This is a genomic window from Paucilactobacillus suebicus DSM 5007 = KCTC 3549, from assembly GCF_001434475.1.
Classification (GTDB): Bacteria; Bacillota; Bacilli; order Lactobacillales; family Lactobacillaceae; genus Paucilactobacillus; species Paucilactobacillus suebicus.
In genome coordinates, this window is record NZ_AZGF01000014.1 from 1 (window position 1) to 21354 (window position 21354).

The 21354-nt window shown below is 39.3% G+C and carries 21 protein-coding genes; 14 read left to right on the forward strand and 7 right to left on the reverse strand.

Annotation, left to right across the window (positions count from 1 at the left end; all coding sequences use genetic code 11):
- Positions 1-107: 107 nt before the first annotated feature.
- Entirely contained in the window at positions 108-281 is a 174-nt protein-coding gene (locus tag FD16_RS12765) for an LPXTG cell wall anchor domain-containing protein (protein WP_155804378.1), read from the forward strand.
- Positions 282-332: 51 nt separating this feature from the next.
- Here the strand turns inward: FD16_RS12765 and FD16_RS06920 are convergent, their stop codons facing one another.
- Positions 333-1007, reverse strand: a complete 675-nt coding sequence (locus tag FD16_RS06920; RefSeq protein WP_056938542.1) for an MmcQ/YjbR family DNA-binding protein — start codon at positions 1005-1007, stop codon at positions 333-335.
- 135 nt (positions 1008-1142) lie between these two features.
- Between FD16_RS06920 and FD16_RS06925 the strand changes: the two genes are divergently transcribed.
- From FD16_RS06925 to FD16_RS06945, 5 genes are all read left to right on the forward strand, one after another.
- On the forward strand, positions 1143-3338 hold the full coding sequence (locus FD16_RS06925) for an alpha-galactosidase (RefSeq protein WP_010622636.1): 2196 nt from the start codon (positions 1143-1145) through the stop codon (positions 3336-3338).
- A gap of 147 nt (positions 3339-3485) precedes the next feature.
- A complete protein-coding gene (locus FD16_RS06930; protein WP_155804379.1) occupies positions 3486-3806 on the forward strand; it encodes a hypothetical protein in 321 nt (106 codons plus the stop codon).
- Between the two features lie 120 nt (positions 3807-3926).
- Positions 3927-4613, forward strand: coding sequence for an FMN-dependent NADH-azoreductase (locus tag FD16_RS06935; protein WP_010622638.1), 687 nt, complete (start codon positions 3927-3929; stop codon positions 4611-4613).
- 44 nt (positions 4614-4657) lie between these two features.
- The gene (locus tag FD16_RS06940; RefSeq protein ID WP_029508408.1) at positions 4658-5143 is read left to right on the forward strand and encodes a MarR family winged helix-turn-helix transcriptional regulator; all 486 of its coding nucleotides are present in this window, start codon (positions 4658-4660) and stop codon (positions 5141-5143) included.
- Between the two features lie 209 nt (positions 5144-5352).
- Positions 5353-6504, forward strand: coding sequence for an MFS transporter (locus tag FD16_RS06945; RefSeq protein WP_081479634.1), 1152 nt, complete (start codon positions 5353-5355; stop codon positions 6502-6504).
- 337 nt (positions 6505-6841) lie between these two features.
- Here FD16_RS06945 and FD16_RS06950 read toward each other — a convergent pair whose 3' ends face one another.
- From FD16_RS06950 to FD16_RS06960, 3 genes are all read right to left on the reverse strand, one after another.
- Positions 6842-7669, reverse strand: a complete 828-nt coding sequence (locus FD16_RS06950; protein WP_010622641.1) for an oxidoreductase — start codon at positions 7667-7669, stop codon at positions 6842-6844.
- A gap of 73 nt (positions 7670-7742) precedes the next feature.
- Complete coding sequence (locus FD16_RS06955; protein ID WP_010622642.1) at positions 7743-8318, reverse strand: TetR/AcrR family transcriptional regulator; 576 nt, start codon at positions 8316-8318, stop codon at positions 7743-7745.
- A gap of 143 nt (positions 8319-8461) precedes the next feature.
- The gene (locus FD16_RS06960; RefSeq protein ID WP_155804385.1) at positions 8462-9409 is read right to left on the reverse strand and encodes an alpha/beta hydrolase; all 948 of its coding nucleotides are present in this window, start codon (positions 9407-9409) and stop codon (positions 8462-8464) included.
- A gap of 380 nt (positions 9410-9789) precedes the next feature.
- On the opposite strand from FD16_RS06960, the gene nudC reads away from it, so the two are divergent.
- From nudC to FD16_RS06980, 4 genes are all read left to right on the forward strand, one after another.
- On the forward strand, positions 9790-10626 hold the full coding sequence (gene nudC / locus FD16_RS06965) for an NAD(+) diphosphatase (RefSeq protein WP_010622644.1): 837 nt from the start codon (positions 9790-9792) through the stop codon (positions 10624-10626).
- 292 nt (positions 10627-10918) lie between these two features.
- Positions 10919-12211: a hypothetical protein gene (locus tag FD16_RS06970; protein WP_010622645.1), complete on the forward strand. Its 1293-nt coding sequence runs from the start codon at positions 10919-10921 to the stop codon at positions 12209-12211.
- 70 nt (positions 12212-12281) lie between these two features.
- Positions 12282-13277 carry a LacI family DNA-binding transcriptional regulator gene (locus tag FD16_RS06975; RefSeq protein WP_010622646.1) on the forward strand — a complete coding sequence of 332 codons (996 nt, stop codon included), beginning with the start codon at positions 12282-12284 and terminating at the stop codon, positions 13275-13277.
- A gap of 153 nt (positions 13278-13430) precedes the next feature.
- Entirely contained in the window at positions 13431-13739 is a 309-nt protein-coding gene (locus tag FD16_RS06980) for a cupin domain-containing protein (RefSeq protein WP_010622647.1), read from the forward strand.
- A gap of 194 nt (positions 13740-13933) precedes the next feature.
- On the opposite strand, the gene FD16_RS06985 is transcribed toward FD16_RS06980, so the two are convergent.
- Positions 13934-15262: a D-serine ammonia-lyase gene (locus FD16_RS06985; RefSeq protein WP_010622648.1), complete on the reverse strand. Its 1329-nt coding sequence runs from the start codon at positions 15260-15262 to the stop codon at positions 13934-13936.
- A 144-nt stretch (positions 15263-15406) separates the two neighbouring features.
- Here FD16_RS06985 and FD16_RS06990 point away from each other — a divergent pair, with 144 nt between their 5' ends.
- The 3 genes from FD16_RS06990 to FD16_RS07000 all read left to right on the forward strand — a co-directional run bounded on the left by FD16_RS06990 (position 15407) and on the right by FD16_RS07000 (position 18831).
- Positions 15407-16312: a LysR substrate-binding domain-containing protein gene (locus tag FD16_RS06990; RefSeq protein WP_010622649.1), complete on the forward strand. Its 906-nt coding sequence runs from the start codon at positions 15407-15409 to the stop codon at positions 16310-16312.
- Between the two features lie 502 nt (positions 16313-16814).
- Positions 16815-17645, forward strand: a complete 831-nt coding sequence (locus tag FD16_RS06995; protein ID WP_010622650.1) for a transporter substrate-binding domain-containing protein — start codon at positions 16815-16817, stop codon at positions 17643-17645.
- Between the two features lie 667 nt (positions 17646-18312).
- Positions 18313-18831: a hypothetical protein gene (locus FD16_RS07000; protein WP_010622651.1), complete on the forward strand. Its 519-nt coding sequence runs from the start codon at positions 18313-18315 to the stop codon at positions 18829-18831.
- Positions 18832-18906: 75 nt separating this feature from the next.
- Here the strand turns inward: FD16_RS07000 and FD16_RS07005 are convergent, their stop codons facing one another.
- Both FD16_RS07005 and FD16_RS07010 read right to left on the reverse strand, forming a co-directional pair.
- Positions 18907-19386 carry an XRE family transcriptional regulator gene (locus tag FD16_RS07005; RefSeq protein ID WP_155804381.1) on the reverse strand — a complete coding sequence of 160 codons (480 nt, stop codon included), beginning with the start codon at positions 19384-19386 and terminating at the stop codon, positions 18907-18909.
- Between the two features lie 6 nt (positions 19387-19392).
- Positions 19393-19869, reverse strand: coding sequence for a hypothetical protein (locus FD16_RS07010; RefSeq protein WP_010622653.1), 477 nt, complete (start codon positions 19867-19869; stop codon positions 19393-19395).
- A 133-nt stretch (positions 19870-20002) separates the two neighbouring features.
- Between FD16_RS07010 and FD16_RS07015 the strand changes: the two genes are divergently transcribed.
- Positions 20003-21232 (forward strand): ROK family transcriptional regulator, encoded by a 1230-nt coding sequence (locus tag FD16_RS07015; RefSeq protein ID WP_010622654.1) that lies wholly within the window; start codon positions 20003-20005, stop codon positions 21230-21232.
- Positions 21233-21354: the final 122 nt, after the last annotated feature.

Genomic DNA, 21354 nt, shown 5'->3' on the forward strand with positions numbered 1-21354 from the left:
AACCAGTGGATCCAGAAGAACCAGTGGATCCGGAATCTCCGATGGAATCTGATGCTCCTGAACAGGAAAATTATTCTTAAGTTAAGCCAGTTGTGAAGACTGTTTCATTGGCCAAGACAACAAATAAGGAAAGTACCAAGGCCACAGCTAAGAAGACTGGAAGCGGTGAAGAATTACCACAGACAAGCGATCAAAAACAATCTTCAGTTTGGGGACTTCTAGCTCTAGCATTTACAGGATTATTTGGCCTTTCAAAATTGGGTGCCAAGAAAAATAGATAATTCGAAAAAACTGCGGTGCGTTGAATAAATAACGCACCGTAGTTTTTTGTGCTATTTTGTTAGATTCATGTTTCGACTGTTATCGACTCTCTCGACCAATTCAGAAAACGGTACTGATCCGTCTAGCACAATCGTATACCAGTTTTTTTTATTCATATGCCACCCGGGAAAATATTGATAATTATCAACAAGATCGGCCATTTTTCCCGGCTGGATTCGCAGGTCAATAATTTCATCAACATGACCATTTTTTACCCCTAGTTTGTGGGTGTCCATCGTTAAAATAGTTGCGTACCATTTCTGCGTGTCGGGTCTTCGCCATATTGCATTATTCGGGGACTTTTGCCACAAGAACTCTAGTTCATCCCCATACCGTTTGCGAACATACTCAATTAATTGTTTAGTTTGTGGATTCTTGAAAATTTCAGTATCAAAGCAATGCTCAGCAATGCTTTTGAGGACGGTTTGATAATCATGACGCACGCCCTCGACAAAACCGCCGACGTTACTGTTGCTGAGGTGCAACGTATACGGAGTATTCGTGACCGGATCAACGACTAATGTGGTAATTAGATTGTTTTTACCAATAACAATCGTCATTTTAAATTTGCTATCAGGCAAAATTGTGACAAATTTTAATCCAGAATTTGAACGCTCGAAACCGTAGGCGATTAGCTTAGATTGATTGGCTATTTTATTTTTAAAAATTTGATCGACTAGACTCATATGTTATCTCCAGTAGTTATTTGAGACGATTATACCATGTTCATGTTCTTTGTAAGACAACGTAGAAGTCGTTGAAAATGGTATTGAAGCGGTTACAATGATAATTAGATAATATTCTTTAATTGGAGGATGACGATGAATTTAATTGAAGTAAAAGAAAACGTGTTTCACTTACACAATGGTCTGATTTCGTACATCTTGTCAGTGGAGAATGGTGGATTACTGGCACACCTCTACTTTGGTAAGTATGTTAATCAGTATCATGGAGAACGTCATTATCCGCGCATGGATCGCAGTCATTCCGGTAATTTACCGGGGGCAACCGACCGTTTATTTTCAAAGGACACATTGTTGCAGGAATATTCTGGTAATAATACTGGCGATAATCGGTTGCCAGCATGCGTGATTAGAACCGCCAATGGGGCGAGAACGGTTGACTTCAGATATGTGGGATATCAAATTATCAATGGCAAACCGAATATTAGTGGCCTGCCGCACGCATATGTAGAAAACGATCAAGAGGCTCAGACTTTGGTGGTCACGATGCGAGATGCCACCATTGATGCAAAATTAGTGTTGTACTACACAATTTATCGCGACAGACCGGTCATTACACGACATGTTGAATTAAAAAATGAATCATCGTCTTCATTTTCAATTGAAAAGATTGCTTCAATGCAAATGGATTTACCCAAGCAAAACCTTGATGTAATTTCACTGCCGGGAAGCTACGCTCGTGAGCGCCAAATTGAACGTCAGCCATTAAGGCGTGGGTTAACCCAATTTGAAAGTCAACGTGGATCTAGTTCACATCATATGAATCCTTTTGTGGCCTTAGTTGCACCGAATACCAATGAATTTGACGGGGAGGCATTAGGGGTGATGCTGGTGTATTCCGGCAATCATCAAATGAGTTTGGAAAGCGACCAAGTTCACCAAACGAGACTGATGGCTGGAATTAGTGACTATAATTTTGACTGGCAGCTGGCAGAAGGGGCAACTTTTGCGGCTCCAGAAGTGTTAATGACCTATACAGATCATGGATTAAATGGCATGTCACAAGCGTTTCATAGCCTGTTGCGTGAACGAGTGGCGACAAGTAAGCATAAACTGACGGATCGACCGATCGTCATTAATAATTGGGAGGCCACATATTTTGATTTTAATACCGCTAAATTAAAACAGATTATTGATTCGGCGGCGTCCTGCAATATTGAAATGTTTGTGCTGGATGATGGTTGGTTCGGCCATCGTGATAATGATAAGACATCCTTAGGTGACTGGTTTGTTAACACTAAGAAATTACCTGGTGGGTTAGAAGAAGTCGCTGACTACACACATGATAAGGGAATGCAATTCGGCTTGTGGTTTGAACCGGAGTGTATTTCGGAGGATTCTGATCTATATCGTCAGCATCCAGACTATGTGCTTGGCGTGCCAAATAGAGGGCGAACTATTTCACGTGATGAATACGTGCTGGATTTTTCGAGGCCAGAGGTTGTTGATAATATTTATCAACAAATGACTAAGATTTTGGATCATGTATCAGTCGACTATATCAAATGGGATTTTAATCGTAATTTGACTGAGGTGTTTTCAAATACCGTGACTCCTGAACACGAGGGGGAGACAACACATCGGTATGTGCTGGGCCTTTATAGTTTGATGGAAAAATTAACCAAACGCTATCCCGATATTTTGTTTGAGGGTTGTTCTGGCGGAGGCGGTCGCTTTGATGCTGGAATTATGTACTATATGCCGCAGAGCTGGCCGTCAGATAATAATGATCCAATCGAGAGATTGAAGATTCAGTACGGCACATCGCTGGCTTATCCAATCTCGGCGATTACCGCCCATGTTGGCACCAGTCCGGATGAATTGTTGGGCCGGTATACCTCCATGGATATGCGTGGAGCGGTCGCTGCCAGTGGCACGTTAGGCTACGAGCTTGATACATCAAAATTAGCAAAAGAAGATACAGATAAAATTCGTGAACAGGTATCATTTTATAAGCAACATCGTCACTTAATTCAGTATGGAAATTTTTATCGACTAGAGAGTCCGTTTGAATCGAACCATGTAGCTTGGATGTTTGTTAGTCCTGATCAAAATGAAGTTTTGTTATTTAATTTTGTCGTGCTGAGTCAGATCCAAAATGATTTTCATCTGACTAAATTAATTGGACTAGATGCTAATAAGCAGTACACAGATACTGAATCTCAGATGCAGTTTGGTGGGGATGAACTAATGAATGTCGGATTGTATGATCAGCCGATTCAGTCGAGTGATTTTTCCGCCGATATTAGGTATTTTATAGTTAAGAACAAGTAAATTTATGGTGATACTTTTATTTAACACGTGCTAACGTATTTAACCATTAAAAATATCAAAAAAGTAAAAATATATCATCATACGTGTATGTTTAGACGGCGGACTGATGTATGATATATACATGTACAAAATGTAAGCATTCAGTAAATGGGAGATCTGAAAAGCGAAATGGATATGTATGGGGTGCTGATTAAGGCAATTGTGCACTATGTCGAGGTCACCAATCCGAAGTTTGTGGCACCGGGTCACCTTAGCATGACTCCAGCAATGCATGAGGTAATTAACGCGGCGACGAGATATGCTCACCACTCAGAGTATGCTGAGCAGATGGACATGATCACAAAACTGAGGATTAGCGAGGACGTTCGACAGGTGTACATAACGGACATTGTCGAATCGATATTTGACGGTGTGGAGATACTTAGGCGCGAGATGAATAACAACGGAAACAAGGGGAACACCAACTAAAATGGTGGTTCCTTGTTTTTTTGCTTATTTTTAGTTGACAAGCAACTAAAAATAGATATAATAATTAGTAAATTTAGTTGACAAGCAACTATATGGTGAACTTTGAAAGGAAGATGTATTATGACACAAGTATTAGTAATTCAAGCACATCCACATATTGAAAATAGTCTTTCACTAACGGTCGGTGAGGCATTCATCGATAAGTATCGCCAAACTCATCCAAACGATGAAATCATTACCCGTGATCTTTACGCAGCAGACGGGGTTCCTGCCATGAATGACCTCACGATGAATGCGTGGAGGAAACAACACATGGAAGAACCGTTGACGGATGATGAAAGAACGTTGTTGCAGCGTCATGATGAGTGGTTAAATGAGTTCATTAACGCTGACAAGTATGTTTTTATTAACCCAATGTACAATCATTTTCTTCCTGCCGAATTGAAACAGTATTTAGACTTAACGGCAATCGCACATAAGACATTTAAGTATACGGATCATGGGTCTGTTGGGTTACTGAAAAATAAGAAAGTGATTCATATTCAGGCATCCGGTGATGTTTATCACGCTGGTGGAAAATGGGCAACGATCAAATTTTTAATTAAACGAGCCTTTGGTGTTAAAAGTACGGGTGGCTCATCTTTGATGGATCTGGGTGATATGTATTTAACCAACATGATGAAGTTTTATGGTATTGATGAAATCGATAAATTATTTATCGAGGGTGCTGATGCCCATCGTGATCAACTACAAGTGATTTTGGACCGGGCGTTGGTGGAGGCATCGACTAAGGCAATCAATTTCTAGGTAGAGTATACTTGAAGCAAATTACGATCAGGCTGGTGAATCTAATGGACGACACAATAAATGATGTGGTAGTGGCTTTGCGAAGATTGCGTACTTCACATGGCAATGACCAAGTTACTAGAGAACAGAACTGGATTATTAACCATTTAGCATCGTCAGAACTCAAACAGATCGTGCCACATCTTTCAATCGTTGCGTTACACATACTTTCGGCACTTGAGCATGGAGAAAGAACTGGCGTTGAGCTGGCTCAGCAACAGAATGTGACAAAGGGTGGCATTACCAGAGCAGCACGCAAGTTAGGACAGTTTAAATTAGTAGAAACAGTTAAACATTCCGATGATAAAAAGAAAATTTTTTACCACCTGACCGTTGCAGGAATCGAAATTGCACGTCAACATGATCAAATGCATCAGGTCATTCAACAAAGAATGATAGATCAAATAACTAATGAATATTCGGCAGATGAATTACGGTTAGTTGCTAGGTTTATGAACGATCTGTCGGATCATGAAGATGAATTTAAGTAGCCACCGATGTAGATTGGTGGCTACTTTTGTGCACATATTTCGATTTTTGGTTGACAAGACACCCTATCTACATTAGCATTATGTCGTGGTTTATGGTGCCTTGACACCATATAAACTAAAAAGAGAAATTGGGGTTGATTGTTGTGAACGGGGAACAAACAAGTAAACGGTTATTATCATCTGCCGGGATTGCATGGTTATTTGATGCAATGGATGTAGGCATGATTTCATTTGTGATCGCTGCACTTGGTAAAGAGTGGCAACTGGACAGTGTTTCAATGGGGTGGATAGGAAGTGTTGGCTCAATTGGTATGGCGATCGGTGCTATCTTTTTTGGCGCAATGTCCGATAGATTCGGACGTAAAGATGTACTGATTTTAACGCTATTAATTTTTTCGATTGGTAGCGGAATATCAGCATTTGCAACTGGGTACACGATGTTTATCATCATTCGATTTTTTGTTGGAACTGGACTGGGTGGAGAATTACCCGTTGCATCGACACTTGTGTCTGAAAGTGTTTCGGTAGCGAAACGTGGACGCACAGTTGTACTGCTTGAAAGTTTTTGGGCTGGTGGTTGGCTGTTAGCTGCCATAATTTCATACTTTGTGATTCCTGTTTGGGGATGGCGAGTGGCTCTTTTGGGGGCGTCACTAACTGCTTTATATGGAATTTATCTGAGATATAGTATTCATGATTCATTTAATGAGGTGAAACAAAATTCAAGGCGCCATTCGTCACCGATAAAGGGGATGGCAACGCTCTGGCAAAGACAGTACGCTAAATCAACGATTATGCTGTGGATAGTTTGGTTTATGGTCGTCTTTTCCTATTATGGTATGTTTTTGTGGTTACCAAGTGTCATGGTAATGAAAGGCTATAGTATTGTGGATAGTTTTGGGTATGTTCTAATTATGACACTGGCGCAATTACCAGGGTATTTTTCAGCTGCGTGGTTAATTGAAAGATGGGGACGTAAGTCTGTGTTGGCGGTCTTTTTAACGGGGACTGCGGTGAGTGCACTTTTATTTGGTAATGCTACAGGGCTACCAATGTTATTGACTTCCGGTATTCTACTTTCATTCTTTAATCTAGGCGCCTGGGGGACCCTATATGCTTATTCACCCGAGCAATATCCGATGGTTGTTAGAGGAACTGGAACAGGAATTGCAGCTGGCGTTGGACGTTTAGGTGGGGTGATTGGGCCTCTGATGGTTGGACAATTAATTGCGATTCATGTCTCATTTACGTTGATTTTTACCATTTTTTTTGTGGCAATTATGGTTGCTGTCGTTGCTATCCTGGTTCTTGGTAAAGAGACAATGGGAAAAGTTATTGAGACTAAACAAGTTGTTGAATAAGGTTTATGTATGGAGAGTCAACTTTTGACTCTTCTTTTTTTAGTGGAATGATGTGTTGTAGAATTTTGTCTTTGGCTGTATTTGAAACGTGCTTCCAGACCACTGAAGCTTAACGGATAAGAAAAAATATGCAAATCAATTGCCAAACTCGCAATCAATTCACATATTTCTTCTTATCCCACAGCTTCAACCCGTGGCCTCCAGCACTCTATTGAAACGTGCTCCGAATCACTGAGACCTAACGGATAAAGAACATAAGGCAAACCAATTGCAAGGGACGCAATTAATTTACCTTATATTCCTTATCCCACGGTCTCAAACCGTGATTCTACGCACTCTATTTTGAAATCATTGCCCTAAATTGCTTAAATAAGCGTCGATCAAATGCCTTGTAAGATAGCTTTCTTGCCGCAATGACCATCATTTTGGCTGAAAAACTTGGTTGGTATCTGGTCTTTGGTTTAGGAGCATTAATTGCTTTGTAAATTAATTCGCCAATTTGTTCGGGAGTGTCTGAAAATCCATCGAAGCTTCCATCTGCGTAGGCCTCCACAATATCGCGATATGCCGAATCTTTCGGTGTCTGTTCCAGTAGTGTCTTCATCGCGATACCAGCCCATTCAGTTTTGGTGCCACTTGGTTCAATGATAATTACATCAATGCCGAATCTTTTTACTTCCATTCGCAGTGTGTCACTGACAGCTTCCAAAGCGTGCTTTGAAGCATAGTGCCAGCCAGCGAGTGGTGAGTACATTTGCCCACCAATCGAGGAAATGTTGACGATTTTACCAGAGTGTTGTGCTCTCATCGTTGGTAGTACTAATTGAGTGATATTCATTAGGCCAAAGACGTTAACATCGAATTGACTCTTAGCATCTTTAGGAGCTACATCTTCCAATGCACCCTGCATACTGAAACCAGCTGAGTTAACAATAACGTCGATTGAATTACTATTTGCTAAAACGAAATCTACGAATGCTTGGTTTGATTCAGGACTGGTTACGTCTAAAGCGTGGGCTTCAATACCCTGTTGAACTAGATCTTGCATGTGATCAATCCGCCGTGCGCCAGCAAATACCTTGTATCCTTGCTTGTGTAAATAGATTGCTGTTGCCTTGCCGATTCCTGCTGATGCACCTGTAACGATTGCTGTTTTGTTGTTCATAATTGTTTTCTCCTTTTTGTTTTTATAACCGACCGATCAGTTATAATTGTTTTAAAAAATAAAGCCTATCTAGTTAGGCTTCCATAACTTTCCAACATAAATTAACTGCTTGTTTAATTTGACTGTCTGTTAACTCAACGTCACTACTATAACTATATTCGAGTAGTGAATTTAGTGAATCAAATGTGAAAGCAACGATAACGTTAAATGGTAAATCAGCAATTTGATTTGTCTTTTGACCGTAGTCAATTAGTTCTCTAATGTCGCGATTACGATTCATCATTTCTTTGTATACGTTTGTTTCAATTAATTCAGGTGTGTTATTAACAATGTTCATGAATAATGCTTGCTGAGGGTGCAGTAAAAGAGTTTTTGAGTAACTGGTAAATAGGCGTTTAACTTCTGTTTCAACATGATCACCGGGTTCGGAATTCACTTTAGTTTGGTTATCCAGCATGTCTCTAGCTTCAACGTAAATTGAAGTCAGCATTTTCTCTTTACTCTCGTAATAAAGATAGATAGTTGCTTGGGGGACACCGGCTTTCTTGGCAATTTTGGACATGCTCAAGTTTTGATAGCCATCGTTAATGGTGATATCGTACACGGCTTGCTTAATTGAAATTAAGTTTTGTGGGTTCTTTTTTCGCATGAGAACAATATAACTGATCGATCAGTTATTGTCAATAAAAAAACATAATTATTTTTCATTAACAAAAAATTATCATTGTAGATGCTGTTGTTACGGTGCTTAGAGCAAAAAAAACAGCCGAGAGATTTCTCAGCCGCTACTGGTTAAATATACTTGTTAATAAAATCAAACGTGATATCAAATGACTCTTTTGAATAAAAAGTGTCGCTAGTGTGATCACTATGATTCAATCGATAGAAAGTCACATTTTGATTATGTTGCTTGAGTGCCTTGTAGAATAACACGCTTTGATTGAATGGAACGAATCGATCGTGATTACCGTGCATGATTAGAAATGGTGGTAGTTTTTTATCTGTGACGTAGGTGATGGGATTACCTTTTTGAACCATCTTCGGGACCTCGTACACGTTATTGGTACCAAAAAACTCACCTTCGAGGCTGTGTGCGGTAACGTGATCTTGTGTTGAAGGAACTTTGTTCATTCTACTAATGTCTGTCGGACCGTAGTAGTCGATGCAACACCGGTAATTCAGTGGCATCACGGTAGGATCCTCATCATCAAATTCAGGCATATTGGCGGTTACAACTGCCATTGAAACGGTGTGACCGCCGGAAGAATTCCCCCACGCAAGATATCGTTGTGGGTCTACGTGATACTGGTTTGCGTGGCTTAGCATGAACCTAGTTGCAGTTTTCAAATCTTTAATTTGAGCTGGAAATGGATTATCTGGTGCCCAACGATATTCGACCATGGCGACAACGAAACCGCGTCGTGCTGCTTCAATCATGGCCGGTAGTTGACCAGCTGTATCTTGTTTATGAAATGCAGATCCTTGCACCCACATGATTAAAGGAAATTGGCGCGTATCATCTTGATTAACGGGTGGTGTGATGATGTGAAGGTGCAAAGTAATACCACTCTTTACAGCGTATGGTACGTTTAACTGAACTGTGGGATTAATAGGTGTTAATGGAATATCTAAATTTTTAATGCCATCGGGGATGGTTTTGTCTTCAGGAAAATCTTCATAGCTACAATCAATCAGTGGTTCAATAAACTCTTTTTCATCTTTTTCTGTCACTTTAATCATATCCTTTCTGTGAAGGTTGATGGCCTCGCAATCATCATAAGCAATGTAACGTTCATTTATCAAACATTTCGAACGGACATTGAACGGATATTGATTGAACAATTTTCAGCGTCCTTAAGTCAGCGACTTTAAATTCATCGTTCGTTGTTAGTTTATTAAACTATTAACTTAGTTTAGATGAAAAGATGGAATTAGTTTGGTATATTTTAGGCATTGAAGCATTTGTGCGCACGATTACTTCAATTTCTCCAAGGTATTATTCAAAGAAATTAACGGTAAAAGTCCTGCTTGGCTGTAGAGCAGGACTTTTTTTGCGGTCAAAGGGCTCTGACTGTGATAGTATTCTAACTAAATGTAAGAAACAAAGAGGTTAATTAATAATGTTTCAGGATATTAAACCAAAAATTATGAACACTCAATATGTACATCGGCAAATTAAGCTGACTGATAATGTGGTCATCGTTAAGGGGCAACAAGCGCTGTTTATCGATGACCATCTGCCGGTAATGGCGGATATCAAAAAAAACTATCCGACTCAGTCCTTTACTCCAATCCATTTACTATCGATTCATGGTCGTGATTTCTTTTTTATTGATCGCGAATTACCAGAACGGGATAACTTGGCATATGATTCACTTAATGTGGTGCGAGCTAGTAGGCCGAAATGGCAAGCATTCGCAACAGTGACTGCGGTTCATTTAGCTGTGTGGTACACCAAAACGCGATTCTGTGGACATTGTGGTGCCCACATGCAGCTAGGCGATGGTGAACGCAAAATGGTGTGTCCAAATTGTGGTAATGAAGTTTTTCCACGGATTTCGCCCGCAATTATTGTGGGTGTTCGAAACCATGATAAGTTGTTACTAACTAAGTATTCGACAGGTTATAATCACTATGCGTTGATTGCTGGCTTTGTTGAAATTGGTGAGACACTGGAAGAAACTGTGCGGCGAGAAGTCTATGAGGAAACTGGTTTAGAAGTTAAAAACATTGAGTATTATCATAGTCAGCCGTGGGGATTTTCACAGTCGGTATTAGTCGGCTTTTTTGCTGATTTAGCCGATAACGAAACATACGAAAATGATGAGTACAAGGATGATCGCGAAGAGCTAGCAGTCACGAAGTGGTTTAGACGGCAAGACATACCAAATGACGACAATACCCTTAGCTTAACCTGGACAATGATTCAAGCCTTTCGGAAGGGTGAAATTAAATAGAAATTGAATATTAAAGTTTAAAAGTTGGGATAAAAGCTCCTATTATCTATTAAAACTACTAATTTATTATTTCAATTTGTTTTACCTAAACGTGCACAAAAAAAGTTCCATAACAGAGGTCTTCAAGACTAAATTATTTTTGATTTAGTCTTGAAGACCTTATTTTATGTAAACAAAATTCTTTATTCTTACATTTTTTTGATTGTTGACAAGTGACGGATAACTGATTATACTCAGTTTAAAGTTTTTAGGAAACCGGTTTCCCAAAAAAGAATTACCAGGAGATGAAATTATGGTTAATACAGTTATTGGGAGTTTATTATTGATATCGTTTGTACTTTTTATTGTATACATCATCAAAGGTGGTAATTTGACGGTTGGCTTTATTGGCATGGCGATAATTTGGTCCGTGATTGGGATGATCCCGTTCAATCAAGCTATCAGTGAGGTATTTGCGAAGCCGGTATTGAATTATGCACCGACCATTATTTACATTGTTTTCGGTTCTTGGTTTGGCCGAGTACTAGTCGATAGCGGGATTGCTGGGAGTATTAGTTATCAAACTCAAAAGGTTGGTAAAAAAAGCCCCATTATTGCCGCAATCTTAGTTTGTTTAGTGACGATGTTTATTTTTGTTAGCGCTTACGGTGTGGGCTCAGTTATTGCGATCGGAGTCATATTATTACCCATCTTATTTTCGTTAGGTATGCCCAAAAAGATTTCGGTAACTGCATTTACAATGTCAATTGGCGCAGCTATGTACGTTAATGTGGTGCTGTTTAATCAGGTGAAGACCTTCTTCCCCGATGTCACATATGGCACCCGTTACTTGAGGTTTGGTTGGATTGGGGCGACGATTCAAATGATTGCAGTAATTATTTTTCTATTATTGAATAGGAAAAAGTTTAATTTACGTGGTAAAAAGATGAGTGATACTGCGGCAACGTCGAAGACTGCAATTTTACAGATACATCATCGCTGGCAATACGTAACCTATATTATTCCAATTGTGCCAGTTCTTCTAAACATGTTATTTGGGTGGGATGCGGTACCGGCGTTGGTTATTTCTACCGTTCTAGTCATGTTACTGACGGGCCAGTTGACTAGTAAAGACCATGGGCTGGCATTTATGAACAGTACAATGAAAAGGGCGGTTGCTGATATTGCCGATTTAATATTCTTCTTACTGGCACTATCGACATTCACTGCGGCGGCCGCATTGAATACTGGTAGATTTAGAACTATTTTTTCGGCAATTTTACCACATAACACATTGTGGTTAGCGCTAGGATTGGGTATTTTAGCTCCGCTAGCCTTATTTAGAGGACCTTTACACGTGTGGGGTGCCGGTGCGGCCACTGCGGCTGTTTTAACTGCTACTCATTTGTTCTCACAATGGTTTTTATTACCAGTGCTGTATGTGCCAACACTCTTGGCAGTGGCGATTGATGTAACTCAGTCGTGGAACATTTGGGCGCTAACCTATACTAAGCTAGATAGTCGACAATTTATTAAAACAGGACTGCCAGTCGTTTGGGTTGTTGCGATTATTAATGAATTGATCGCGTGGAGCATGTTCGGTTAAATCAGTCTGTGAAAGACTATTGTTAACGGGTACAATGTGGATAGTATGTTTGAACGGAGGCGCTGGCAAAATGACTAAGTTAACGATTGGTGAAGTGGCTAAACAGGCTGGAGTGTCGAAATCCACAATTTCTCGCTATCTGAACGGTAATTTCAAAAAAATGTCACCAGTAACGCGTCAAAAGATTGAAAAGACGATCAAAGAATTAGATTATCATCCTAACCGGCAGGCACAAACTTTGAAAACCAAAAAGAGCGGGTTGATCGGTTTTGTTGTTGCGGATATGGCCAACATGTACTCTTCAAGGCTAATCAGTGGTGCAAGCAAAGTAGCACGTGAACATAATTATCAAGTACTGACGATGGACTCTGTTAACGACATTGAGCTGGAACATGACTCGCTACTTAAATTACGTGATCAGGCATTGGAGGGACTAATTATTCAGCCGATGAGCAGGAATAGCCAAGTGTATGAAGAATTAGCCAGTACTATTCCTACGGTTTTTGTCGATCGAGTTACTGATAACAAACAGTGGCCAGGTGTCGTTGTTGACAACTTTGATGCGACTCACCAGATTGGTGAGTTAATTGCCAGTCATCACTACAAAAATGTAATTATGGTTAGTGAGCCCGTTTCAGTCTCCCAGGCACGACTAAATCGTGTTAATGGTTTAAAAGCGGTTGCTGATGCGAACTCAATCAACTTTGAATTAGTTGAGGTAGATGAATTGCAGCATGAATCTACTCGAGGTCAACTAGTTAACAAAATTAAGAAAGCAACTGGCACCCGTGCGGCGGTGTTTACCAGCAACAGCCGACTATTGATGTTAATGCTACAAATTATTGAAGAGGTTGGTGCTGAGATTCCGACCGATATTGGTTTAAGTGGTTACGATGATTGGAACTGGACATCGCTAACTAATCCACCATTAACCAGTATTGAACAGGATACCTTATCGGTTGGCACGGAAGCAATGAAGACATTGATTGATCGAATTAGTCATACGAATGATGAACCTAATCTGAAGGTAATCAGATCGCAGATTAATATTAGAAAATCAATCTAACTTGGATATATAATTGGAATATTTACTAAAGACTAATTAATAAATAACCTTGGTAATCTAACTAAAAGGCCTATAATCGTCATAACGGATTATATAAAATCGTATTATTACGAATTGATCCGAAATACATATTTGAAGTGACGGAGGTTAATGATGCAAGTATTCTCAAGTAATCCAGAAGTGACAGAAGGACCAGACCGGCTCTTTTCCAAAAAATATTATAGTTTGGTACGGTTGGCCATCCCTAAGGGGACCCAAATTAAACGACACCGTTCGATGATGACCGTGACAGTCGTCGCAATTAAAGGTGAAATTGTCTTTCACACTGACGATCAAGAAACCACGTTAGTGCCAGGCCAAGCAGTGTTGATGGAACCACTGGAATTTCACTGGTTGGAGGCACCTAATGAGGATGGCGAAGTAATGGTTGTTCACGTGGTCAAGAAGCCTACCGAAAAATAAAAGTGGTAAAAAAATATTTTGATTCCAGAACATAATCCCCCAAAGACTAAAATCCTGAATTTTGGATTTTTTGTCTTTGGGGGATTATGTGGCCGAAAGCAGCCTTTTATTGCACGTTTAGACTAGATAAATTAAGCAATTAAATTAGTCCATTTTGTATAGATTATAAATTAACGGGAATTTTTGTCCCAGGCTTAACGACTAACCGATTGTTGAAGTTCACGCATTAACCCTTCACCCTTATCGTAGTAACGTTTCATCTCGTCGCTTGGAACCAGTTTACCGCCAGTAGCCCAAACAATGTGGGTAGCATTTTTTAACTTTTCAGGATGTTCAAACTGTGCCACGGTGGATTTAATTGCACTAAATCCGGCCGCTGCTGACGGTTCCACACGGATATCTTGGGTATCTATCAACATGGTCAAATAGCGATAAATGTCATCATCATCAAAGGTATGTGAACCATAAAGAAGAGAACGCATAATTCTACCAGCAATTTTAGAAGACCTTGGGACGGCTAATCCATCTGCCAGAGTTTTACCATCCAGTCCAAGGTCGGTCACAGCGATTTGATCATACAGATGAGTCATCATGCCCATCGTGACAGATGGAACATGGGTTGGTTCAACAAATACGGGATAAATGCCCTCCGGCATCATCATTTGCAGGCCAAAGCTGACACCACTTGGACTACCACCAACACCGGCAGGTAAGTAAACGAAAACTGGTGATTCTTTGCTGGGGAAAATACCAAGATCTTCAAGTTGTTTTTGAACTTCAATACCAGCAACGGAATACCCAAGGAAAAGGTCCTTTGAGCCTTCATCGTCAATGAAGTAAGTTTGAGGATCTTTAGCAGCTTGCGCACGACCATCGGCGATGGCCACTGAGACACTATCATCATGTTCAACAACCGTCACTCCGTTTTTGCGAAGTAGGTCCTTTTTCCATTGGCGGGCATCAACAGACATATGGACGGTGGTTTTAAAACCAAAACTGGCCGCTGCCATACCAATACTAAGCCCTAAGTTACCAGTTGAACCCACCATAATACCATAGTGGGAAAATATTTCGTGATATTTGGGGGATGCTAGAATTGAATAGTTATCTGAATAAGTCAGGTTGGTTTCCTTCATGGCAACCTGTTCGGCGAATTTTAGGACTTCATAGATGCCACCTCGGGATTTAATTGAACCAGAGATCGGCAGCATACTGTCGGCCTTTAAATAGACACTACCAGGAATATCCGCTCCATTCACTTGCTCTAGTTTTTGTTGCATTTGATCAATTTTAATCAGTGGAGAACGTAATATACCGTTGGTTGCTTCAGTTTCTGGAAATGCTTTGACAAAGTAAGGTGCAAATCTGTTGAATCGAGCGCTTGCATCGAATACGTCCGCCTGAGTTAATGATAATTTTGTGGCTTCTTCAAATTCAGGGTTGTGCCAATCAATTGGCTGATACTCTCGCATTTTATTTAGTAATGGATATTGTTGTATCAATTGTTCAACTTTTTCTGTCATTGGTAATCCTCCGGAATACATTTTTAGATAGATTGACGATCCCCATCCATCAAGATATACTTCATAATAACCTAACGAAAATAGTAAAAAAATCAAATATTATTTGATGATTACTTTAGTGAAGTCATACAAAGGAGAAGTTCGATGCTTGATTTATGGCGGTTAAAATTGTTAGTTCAATTTGATACTTTGAAGACAATGCGTAGGGTGGCTGAAGTCATGTCGGTAACAACGGCCACTGTTTCAGCACAGTTGAAAATGCTAGAGGAACAGACCAATGTGACGCTGTTTGAAAAAGTGGGAAGAAATGTTGAACTGACATCCACTGGTAAGGAACTAGTTAAACAAGTCCGACCAATTCTTGACCAACTAGAAACGGTGGAGAGCAATTTAAATGCATCTGCGAATGACTATCAAGGAATCGTTCGAATTGGTGCCTTTTCAAGTTCGCTACAGGCGTTGGTTGTTCCAGCAGTAAAAAGTGTTACTGACAAACATAGTGCCATCGAGTTTGTGTTAGCAGAGATGGAGCCACCAGAGAGCCTGACCGCTCTGAGTTCACATCAAATTGATTTAGCAATTATTGCATATATTGGTGAAATGGTGACCATTCCAGATGAGTTAACAGCCGTAGAGTTAGGAACCGACCAACTAAAAGTGCTGATTAATCGTCATAATACCTTGGCACAACAATCTGTTGTTTCGATTAACGATTTACGCCATGAAAATTGGGCAATGGAGCCGACTGGTGCTTATTTGAGAGAAAAAATTTGGTCTTTGTGTCACATGGCAGGTTATCAACCACACCAAATTGCAACGTTTCAAGATTATGCGGCCATCAGAGCTGTGGTTCGTCATGGCTTAGCAATCGGTGTACTACCCGAAATTGCGATTCCTAAACAGCTGACGGATACAAAAACAGTGTCGTTAGTTCCGGCACAGCAACGTCATATTTATCTAGTTTCGCGTAAGTCACAATTAAAAATGAAACCAATACAGGTCACTCGAAAAGCAATTCAACAAGTTAGTGAAGGAATTTTACTAAACTAAGCTGATAGTTTAAATGACTTGTAGGTACAAATTTTGTATAATAACAACATTGAAGTACCACTTCGCACCTGGTCTTCAATAATAATTCTCACTTTGCTTAAAAAACAGACAAAAAAGTCTTACCCAACACTGGGGTAAGACTTTTTTCTTGCCAATCTGTTACTTATCAACGATTAGCTGTTACCTTGAATCGATTACATCTAGAAATCGGCATAAATAATTTGATCAGAATAGGTTGAATGATTATGTATATATATGAGATTTAGCTGTTTTGACTTCAATATAATTCGAATTAATTTCACATTTTAAGAATTATTATACAATAAAATCAAAATTTATCTTGATTTTATTCATAAATAGCATTATAATGTTCTCATCATAAAGAAACATTATACATAACATATTTTGTAAAACGTGCGTGTATTGTTGATTTGTCGACGGTTTGAACAATTATATGGATATATATTCAAAAATAGATGAAAGATATTTGGAGGGATAGTTTATGAAGAAGTGGATTAAAAAAAGTTGGTTAGTGGCGATGGGGCTCGTCATGGTATTGTCAATTGGACTAGCTGGTTGTGGCAAGAACAACGATACTAGTTTGAAAAAGATTAAGGATAGCGGCACATTGGTTGTGGGAACATCTGCCGACTATGCACCATTTGAATTTCCAATTGTTAAGAATGGTAAGAAGCAAATTACCGGTTATGATATTTTAATTGCTCAACAAATTGCCAAAGATATGGGTGTTAAGTTGAAGGTTCAAAATACCGAATTTTCATCATTGATTTCTGATTTGAAGGGTAACAAAGTTGATCTTGTTATCTCAGGTATGACCGATACACCGGCCCGTGAAAAGCAAGTAGCCTTTTCTAAGAGCTACTATACCGTTAACAACTATTTGTTAGTTCGGAAAGCAGATGCTAACAAGTACAACACCAAGGCGGATACTAAGAACGCACAAATCGGTGCACAGCAAGCCTCAACTCAAGAAGATATCGCTAAGGCTCAAACAAGTGGCAACGTCGTCACTGAAGGATTGGTCACAAGCTTGACGACTGAATTGCAGTCCGGCAAGTTAAACGGTGTTGTTGTTGAAAGTGAAATTGCTGACAACTACGTTAAGAATTATCCAGACAAGTATGCTAAGGCAAAGATCAAGTTAACGACACCAAAGACGGATCAACACTTAAGTGTTGCTGGACGTAAGGGTGATAAGAAGTTGATGAAACAAGTTAATAAGACAATCACTAAACTTCAAAAGAATGGTCAAATGACTAAGTTGCTGCAAAAAGCACAAGATATTCAGGCGAAGTATGGTACAGCAAAATAAAGAGTGAAAAAAAGGCCGTTAAGATGCCGTAATGTAAGCAGAAAAATCATTGCATTCTGAATTGTGAATGCGATGATTTTTCTGCTTACATGGCAGGCATCTGGCCTTTTTTTCACGTTTCGACTAGAAAATAGTAAAAATAAGTATTCTGAATTGTGAATGCGATGATTTTTTCTGCTTACATGGCAGGCATCTGGCCTTTTTTTCACGTTTCGACTAGAAAATAGTAAAAATAAGTATTCTGAATTGTGGATACGATGATTTTTTCTGCTTACATGGCAGGCATCTGGCCTTTTTTTCACGTTTCGACTAGAAAATAGTAAAAATAAGTATTCTGAATTGTGAATGCGATGATTTTTTCTGCTTACATGGCAGGCATCTGGCCTTTTTTTCACGTTTCGACTAGAAAATAGTAAAAATAAGTATTCTGAATTGTGGATACGATGATTTTTTGGCTTACATGGCAGGCATCTGGCCTTTTTTTTACGTTTCGGCAAGAAAATAATAAAAATGAGTATTTTGAACTTTGATGTCAGTTGTTTTTAGACTGAAATGCCAAATACAAATCTAGAGAGAGGCAAAATAAAAAAATAACGATGCTCTCACAATACTGAATTTATAGTTATATAATTAAAACCGTAAATAAATAATTTGGAGATAACATCATATGAAAAAAGCTTTAGTTGTATCTGCCACCCTAATTATGGGATTATCACTGGCGGCCTGCGGTAACTCGAGTAATAAAAAATCCAGTTCATCAAGTAGTAAAACCAGTGTGTCTAAGAAGTCTAGTTCACACAAATCTGCTAAGAAGACCTCTAGTTCAGATTCATCCGTGCAAACTAGCTCAGATACTGCTTCATCACAAAGCAGTTCTAGCAGTTCGTCAAGTTCTTCTAGTTCCGCCGTACAAGCATTAACGTACGATCAAGCCGTTGCGTTAATTCACAAAGCACCAGATAACGTCAGTGCATTCCTCGTATCAGACACTCCAGATCCAGATAATAGTCACGCTACATCTGACGGTGGCTATTCAGTTGAAGCTGTTGGTAACGGTTGGGGTGAAGACATCTTTACCGTTTCACCAACCTCAAATGCTCAATATAATATCCATGTATCATCAGGAAGCCGACAAGGTGGTAGTTACACGGAAGCGCAAACTGCTGACGCTACTGTTAGTCAATAATTAAAAGAAATATTAATGTAATACACCAGAAAAAAAGATCAACAACTAATTGCGTAGCTGCTGATCTTTTTGCGTTTAAAACAAATCAATCGTGATTTTAGTACCAATAATTTTGAATAGTTCCGCCCAGGTGCTAATTGAAAGTGGAATTCTCGCATATTCGGCCTTAATTAATTTATATTCGTCTAGCTCTACAGACTTTGCCGCAATTTCTTTTTCCGTTAAGCCGGACTTTACCCGTGCTTCTTGGAACCTAATTGCAACTTTTGTTTCCGGATCAAGAGGCAAAACCGTGCTTAAATCTTCATGACGTGCTCCAGCAACAATTAACTTAGCGGTATCGTGGACCGTGATTTCGTGATCTAAGTTATATGCAATCAACAAAAATAGTCTAAAAGGGACATTAGAATAGGTTAGTTCATTATCTTGTTGTGTTGCCTGAATAAAATCTGCGGAACCGGTAGCACTAGTAGCATAAACTTGCTTAAAAATATTTAATTGTTGCTCAACTTCACTAATATCGGTTGGGTCAACTGCTTTATTAATTGAGTCCAATTTCATTTACCTCGATAAATATTTTTTAATAACTTCCTGACTGACACTGGGGAAAAAGATCACCCGATTGCCGAACAGAACACCACCGTTGTCTTCGTAGAATTGTGAATCACCATTTTTAACGTTAACTTGGATATATGTTTCAGAGCATATGTCCGACGACTTTTGGATCACTCTTGCCAGTAACGCTTCACGGACATCGTTGCACCAATATGAATTTATTACTTCCATGTTGATTAAATTTGCGTAGGTTTTGTCAATTCCCTCGTTGTATGCAACAATGCCAATGAGTTTGTCACCATCAAACGCAGCAAACAATTGTGGATCTTTACTATTAGACAGAACATTGTTCCAGTCTAATGTGAATAAATCATTGGGCCAATATTTATTTAAAAATTTTTCTATTTGAATTTGATCATATTTAATTTGCATGCCCAGATTATAGCACAGGATGTTACTGGTTGATAAATCAAATTGCCGCATTGATTATAGTTTTATAATTTTTTAGAACATCGGACTTTTGTGACTTAATTTAAAATGGGGGTTTGATTTGAAACTAGGAAATTGTAATATTAACGGTGACTAATTTAAACTTTTCAACTCAAAGGAGAAACCAATGGCGTTCTTAGATGAAATACCGATTGACAGCCAAATTATCAACCCACGATTATTGCATGAACATAATCTCCATGCAGTGCTGGCACGAATTCTGAATGAACAGCCGGTTTCTCGCGCATCATTAGCACAACAGATGAACACAACTAGGTCTAGTATTACCGTATTATTCCGTGAATTAGAGAGTGCTGGGTACGTTGTGGAGCTCGGCGAAGGTTCCGTGGGTGAAAATGGTGGACGTAAACCAGTGATGGTAGCGATCAATGACGATTATGGTTATAGTGTTTCAATTGATTTTGGCATCCATGAAATGTTAATTGTCAGTAATGATCTATCTGGCCACGTGTTGACATTTCATAAATCTAACACTGACGGCAAATCGATTGAAAGCATTCTGGATATGATCGAGAATCAGTTAAAGATGCTAAAAAGCCAAGATCAGACTGACCATGGTTTGCTGGGGTTGAGCTTTGTTATTCATGGACCAGTGGTAGATAATCAAGTAATTAATTCACCATTTCTAGATATGCATGATCTTGATTTGGCCGCCTACTTTGAAGAGCGCTACCATGTTCAGGTAATCCAAGAAAATGAAGCTAACTTAGTTGCAATTTGTGCAAGAGATTTTCACTCAAACCCCGGCCAAACACGTAATTTACTAGCGATTAGTATCCACCGAGGTCTTGGAGCAGGTACGATTGCCAATCATCAACTGTACCATGGGGATGGTGGTGGTGCAGGAGAAATTGGACACGTGATTGCGACCAGCAAAGATAATCAGCAAATGTCTTATAAAGCGGAAGACTTTTGTTCTGAGGAGGCTGTTGTCAAAAAAGTGCTTGGTAGACGAATTGTGTCACAATTAAACCGTGATAAAATTGCGAGTTTGTATCAACAACACGACACAAAGACAGTGAAAGTGTTAAATGAATTCACGGCGCATTTAGCTCAATTAATAATCAATTCAAGTAAGTATTATGATCCGGACCAAATATTTATCAGTTCGTGCTTGATCGATACAATTCCTTCATTGTTATCGGACATTAATCGTCAGTACCGAGACCGACTATCGGAGCAACTACTACCAATTCCAATTATTCAAATGAGACGTGCCGAGTTTTCGAGTATCTGGGGAGCATTTTCTTTAATAACGCGGCGGGTATTAAATTTAGAACACGCTGAATTGATGTTTCATCGTCCAAGTGATAACGGTATGTGTACAGAAAAATAAAATTAGTAACGAATGAAAAAAGAACTAAGATGGCTATCAGCCTCTTAGTTTTTTTGGTCACTCGAATGGCCCAATTGTCGGGCATGCGTGCATACTTGATAGCCGAATGCATTAATATGGTC

Excerpts from the sequence above, each read along its gene's own strand:
- FD16_RS06920 (WP_056938542.1), bottom strand. The coding sequence starts at position 1,007 with ATGAGTCTAGTCGATCAAATTTTTAAAAATAAAATAGCCAATCAATCT.
- FD16_RS06925 (WP_010622636.1), top strand. The coding sequence starts at position 1,143 with ATGAATTTAATTGAAGTAAAAGAAAACGTGTTTCACTTACACAATGGT.
- FD16_RS06930 (WP_155804379.1), top strand. The coding sequence starts at position 3,486 with ATGGGAGATCTGAAAAGCGAAATGGATATGTATGGGGTGCTGATTAAG.
- FD16_RS06935 (WP_010622638.1), top strand. The coding sequence starts at position 3,927 with ATGACACAAGTATTAGTAATTCAAGCACATCCACATATTGAAAATAGT.
- FD16_RS06940 (WP_029508408.1), top strand. The coding sequence starts at position 4,658 with ATGGACGACACAATAAATGATGTGGTAGTGGCTTTGCGAAGATTGCGT.
- FD16_RS06945 (WP_081479634.1), top strand. The coding sequence starts at position 5,353 with ATGGATGTAGGCATGATTTCATTTGTGATCGCTGCACTTGGTAAAGAG.
- FD16_RS06950 (WP_010622641.1), bottom strand. The coding sequence starts at position 7,669 with ATGAACAACAAAACAGCAATCGTTACAGGTGCATCAGCAGGAATCGGC.
- FD16_RS06955 (WP_010622642.1), bottom strand. The coding sequence starts at position 8,318 with ATGCGAAAAAAGAACCCACAAAACTTAATTTCAATTAAGCAAGCCGTG.
- FD16_RS06960 (WP_155804385.1), bottom strand. The coding sequence starts at position 9,409 with ATGATTAAAGTGACAGAAAAAGATGAAAAAGAGTTTATTGAACCACTG.
- nudC (WP_010622644.1), top strand. The coding sequence starts at position 9,790 with ATGTTTCAGGATATTAAACCAAAAATTATGAACACTCAATATGTACAT.
- FD16_RS06970 (WP_010622645.1), top strand. The coding sequence starts at position 10,919 with ATGGTTAATACAGTTATTGGGAGTTTATTATTGATATCGTTTGTACTT.
- FD16_RS06975 (WP_010622646.1), top strand. The coding sequence starts at position 12,282 with ATGACTAAGTTAACGATTGGTGAAGTGGCTAAACAGGCTGGAGTGTCG.
- FD16_RS06980 (WP_010622647.1), top strand. The coding sequence starts at position 13,431 with ATGCAAGTATTCTCAAGTAATCCAGAAGTGACAGAAGGACCAGACCGG.
- FD16_RS06985 (WP_010622648.1), bottom strand. The coding sequence starts at position 15,262 with ATGACAGAAAAAGTTGAACAATTGATACAACAATATCCATTACTAAAT.
- FD16_RS06990 (WP_010622649.1), top strand. The coding sequence starts at position 15,407 with ATGCTTGATTTATGGCGGTTAAAATTGTTAGTTCAATTTGATACTTTG.
- FD16_RS06995 (WP_010622650.1), top strand. The coding sequence starts at position 16,815 with ATGAAGAAGTGGATTAAAAAAAGTTGGTTAGTGGCGATGGGGCTCGTC.
- FD16_RS07000 (WP_010622651.1), top strand. The coding sequence starts at position 18,313 with ATGAAAAAAGCTTTAGTTGTATCTGCCACCCTAATTATGGGATTATCA.
- FD16_RS07010 (WP_010622653.1), bottom strand. The coding sequence starts at position 19,869 with ATGCGGCAATTTGATTTATCAACCAGTAACATCCTGTGCTATAATCTG.
- FD16_RS07015 (WP_010622654.1), top strand. The coding sequence starts at position 20,003 with ATGGCGTTCTTAGATGAAATACCGATTGACAGCCAAATTATCAACCCA.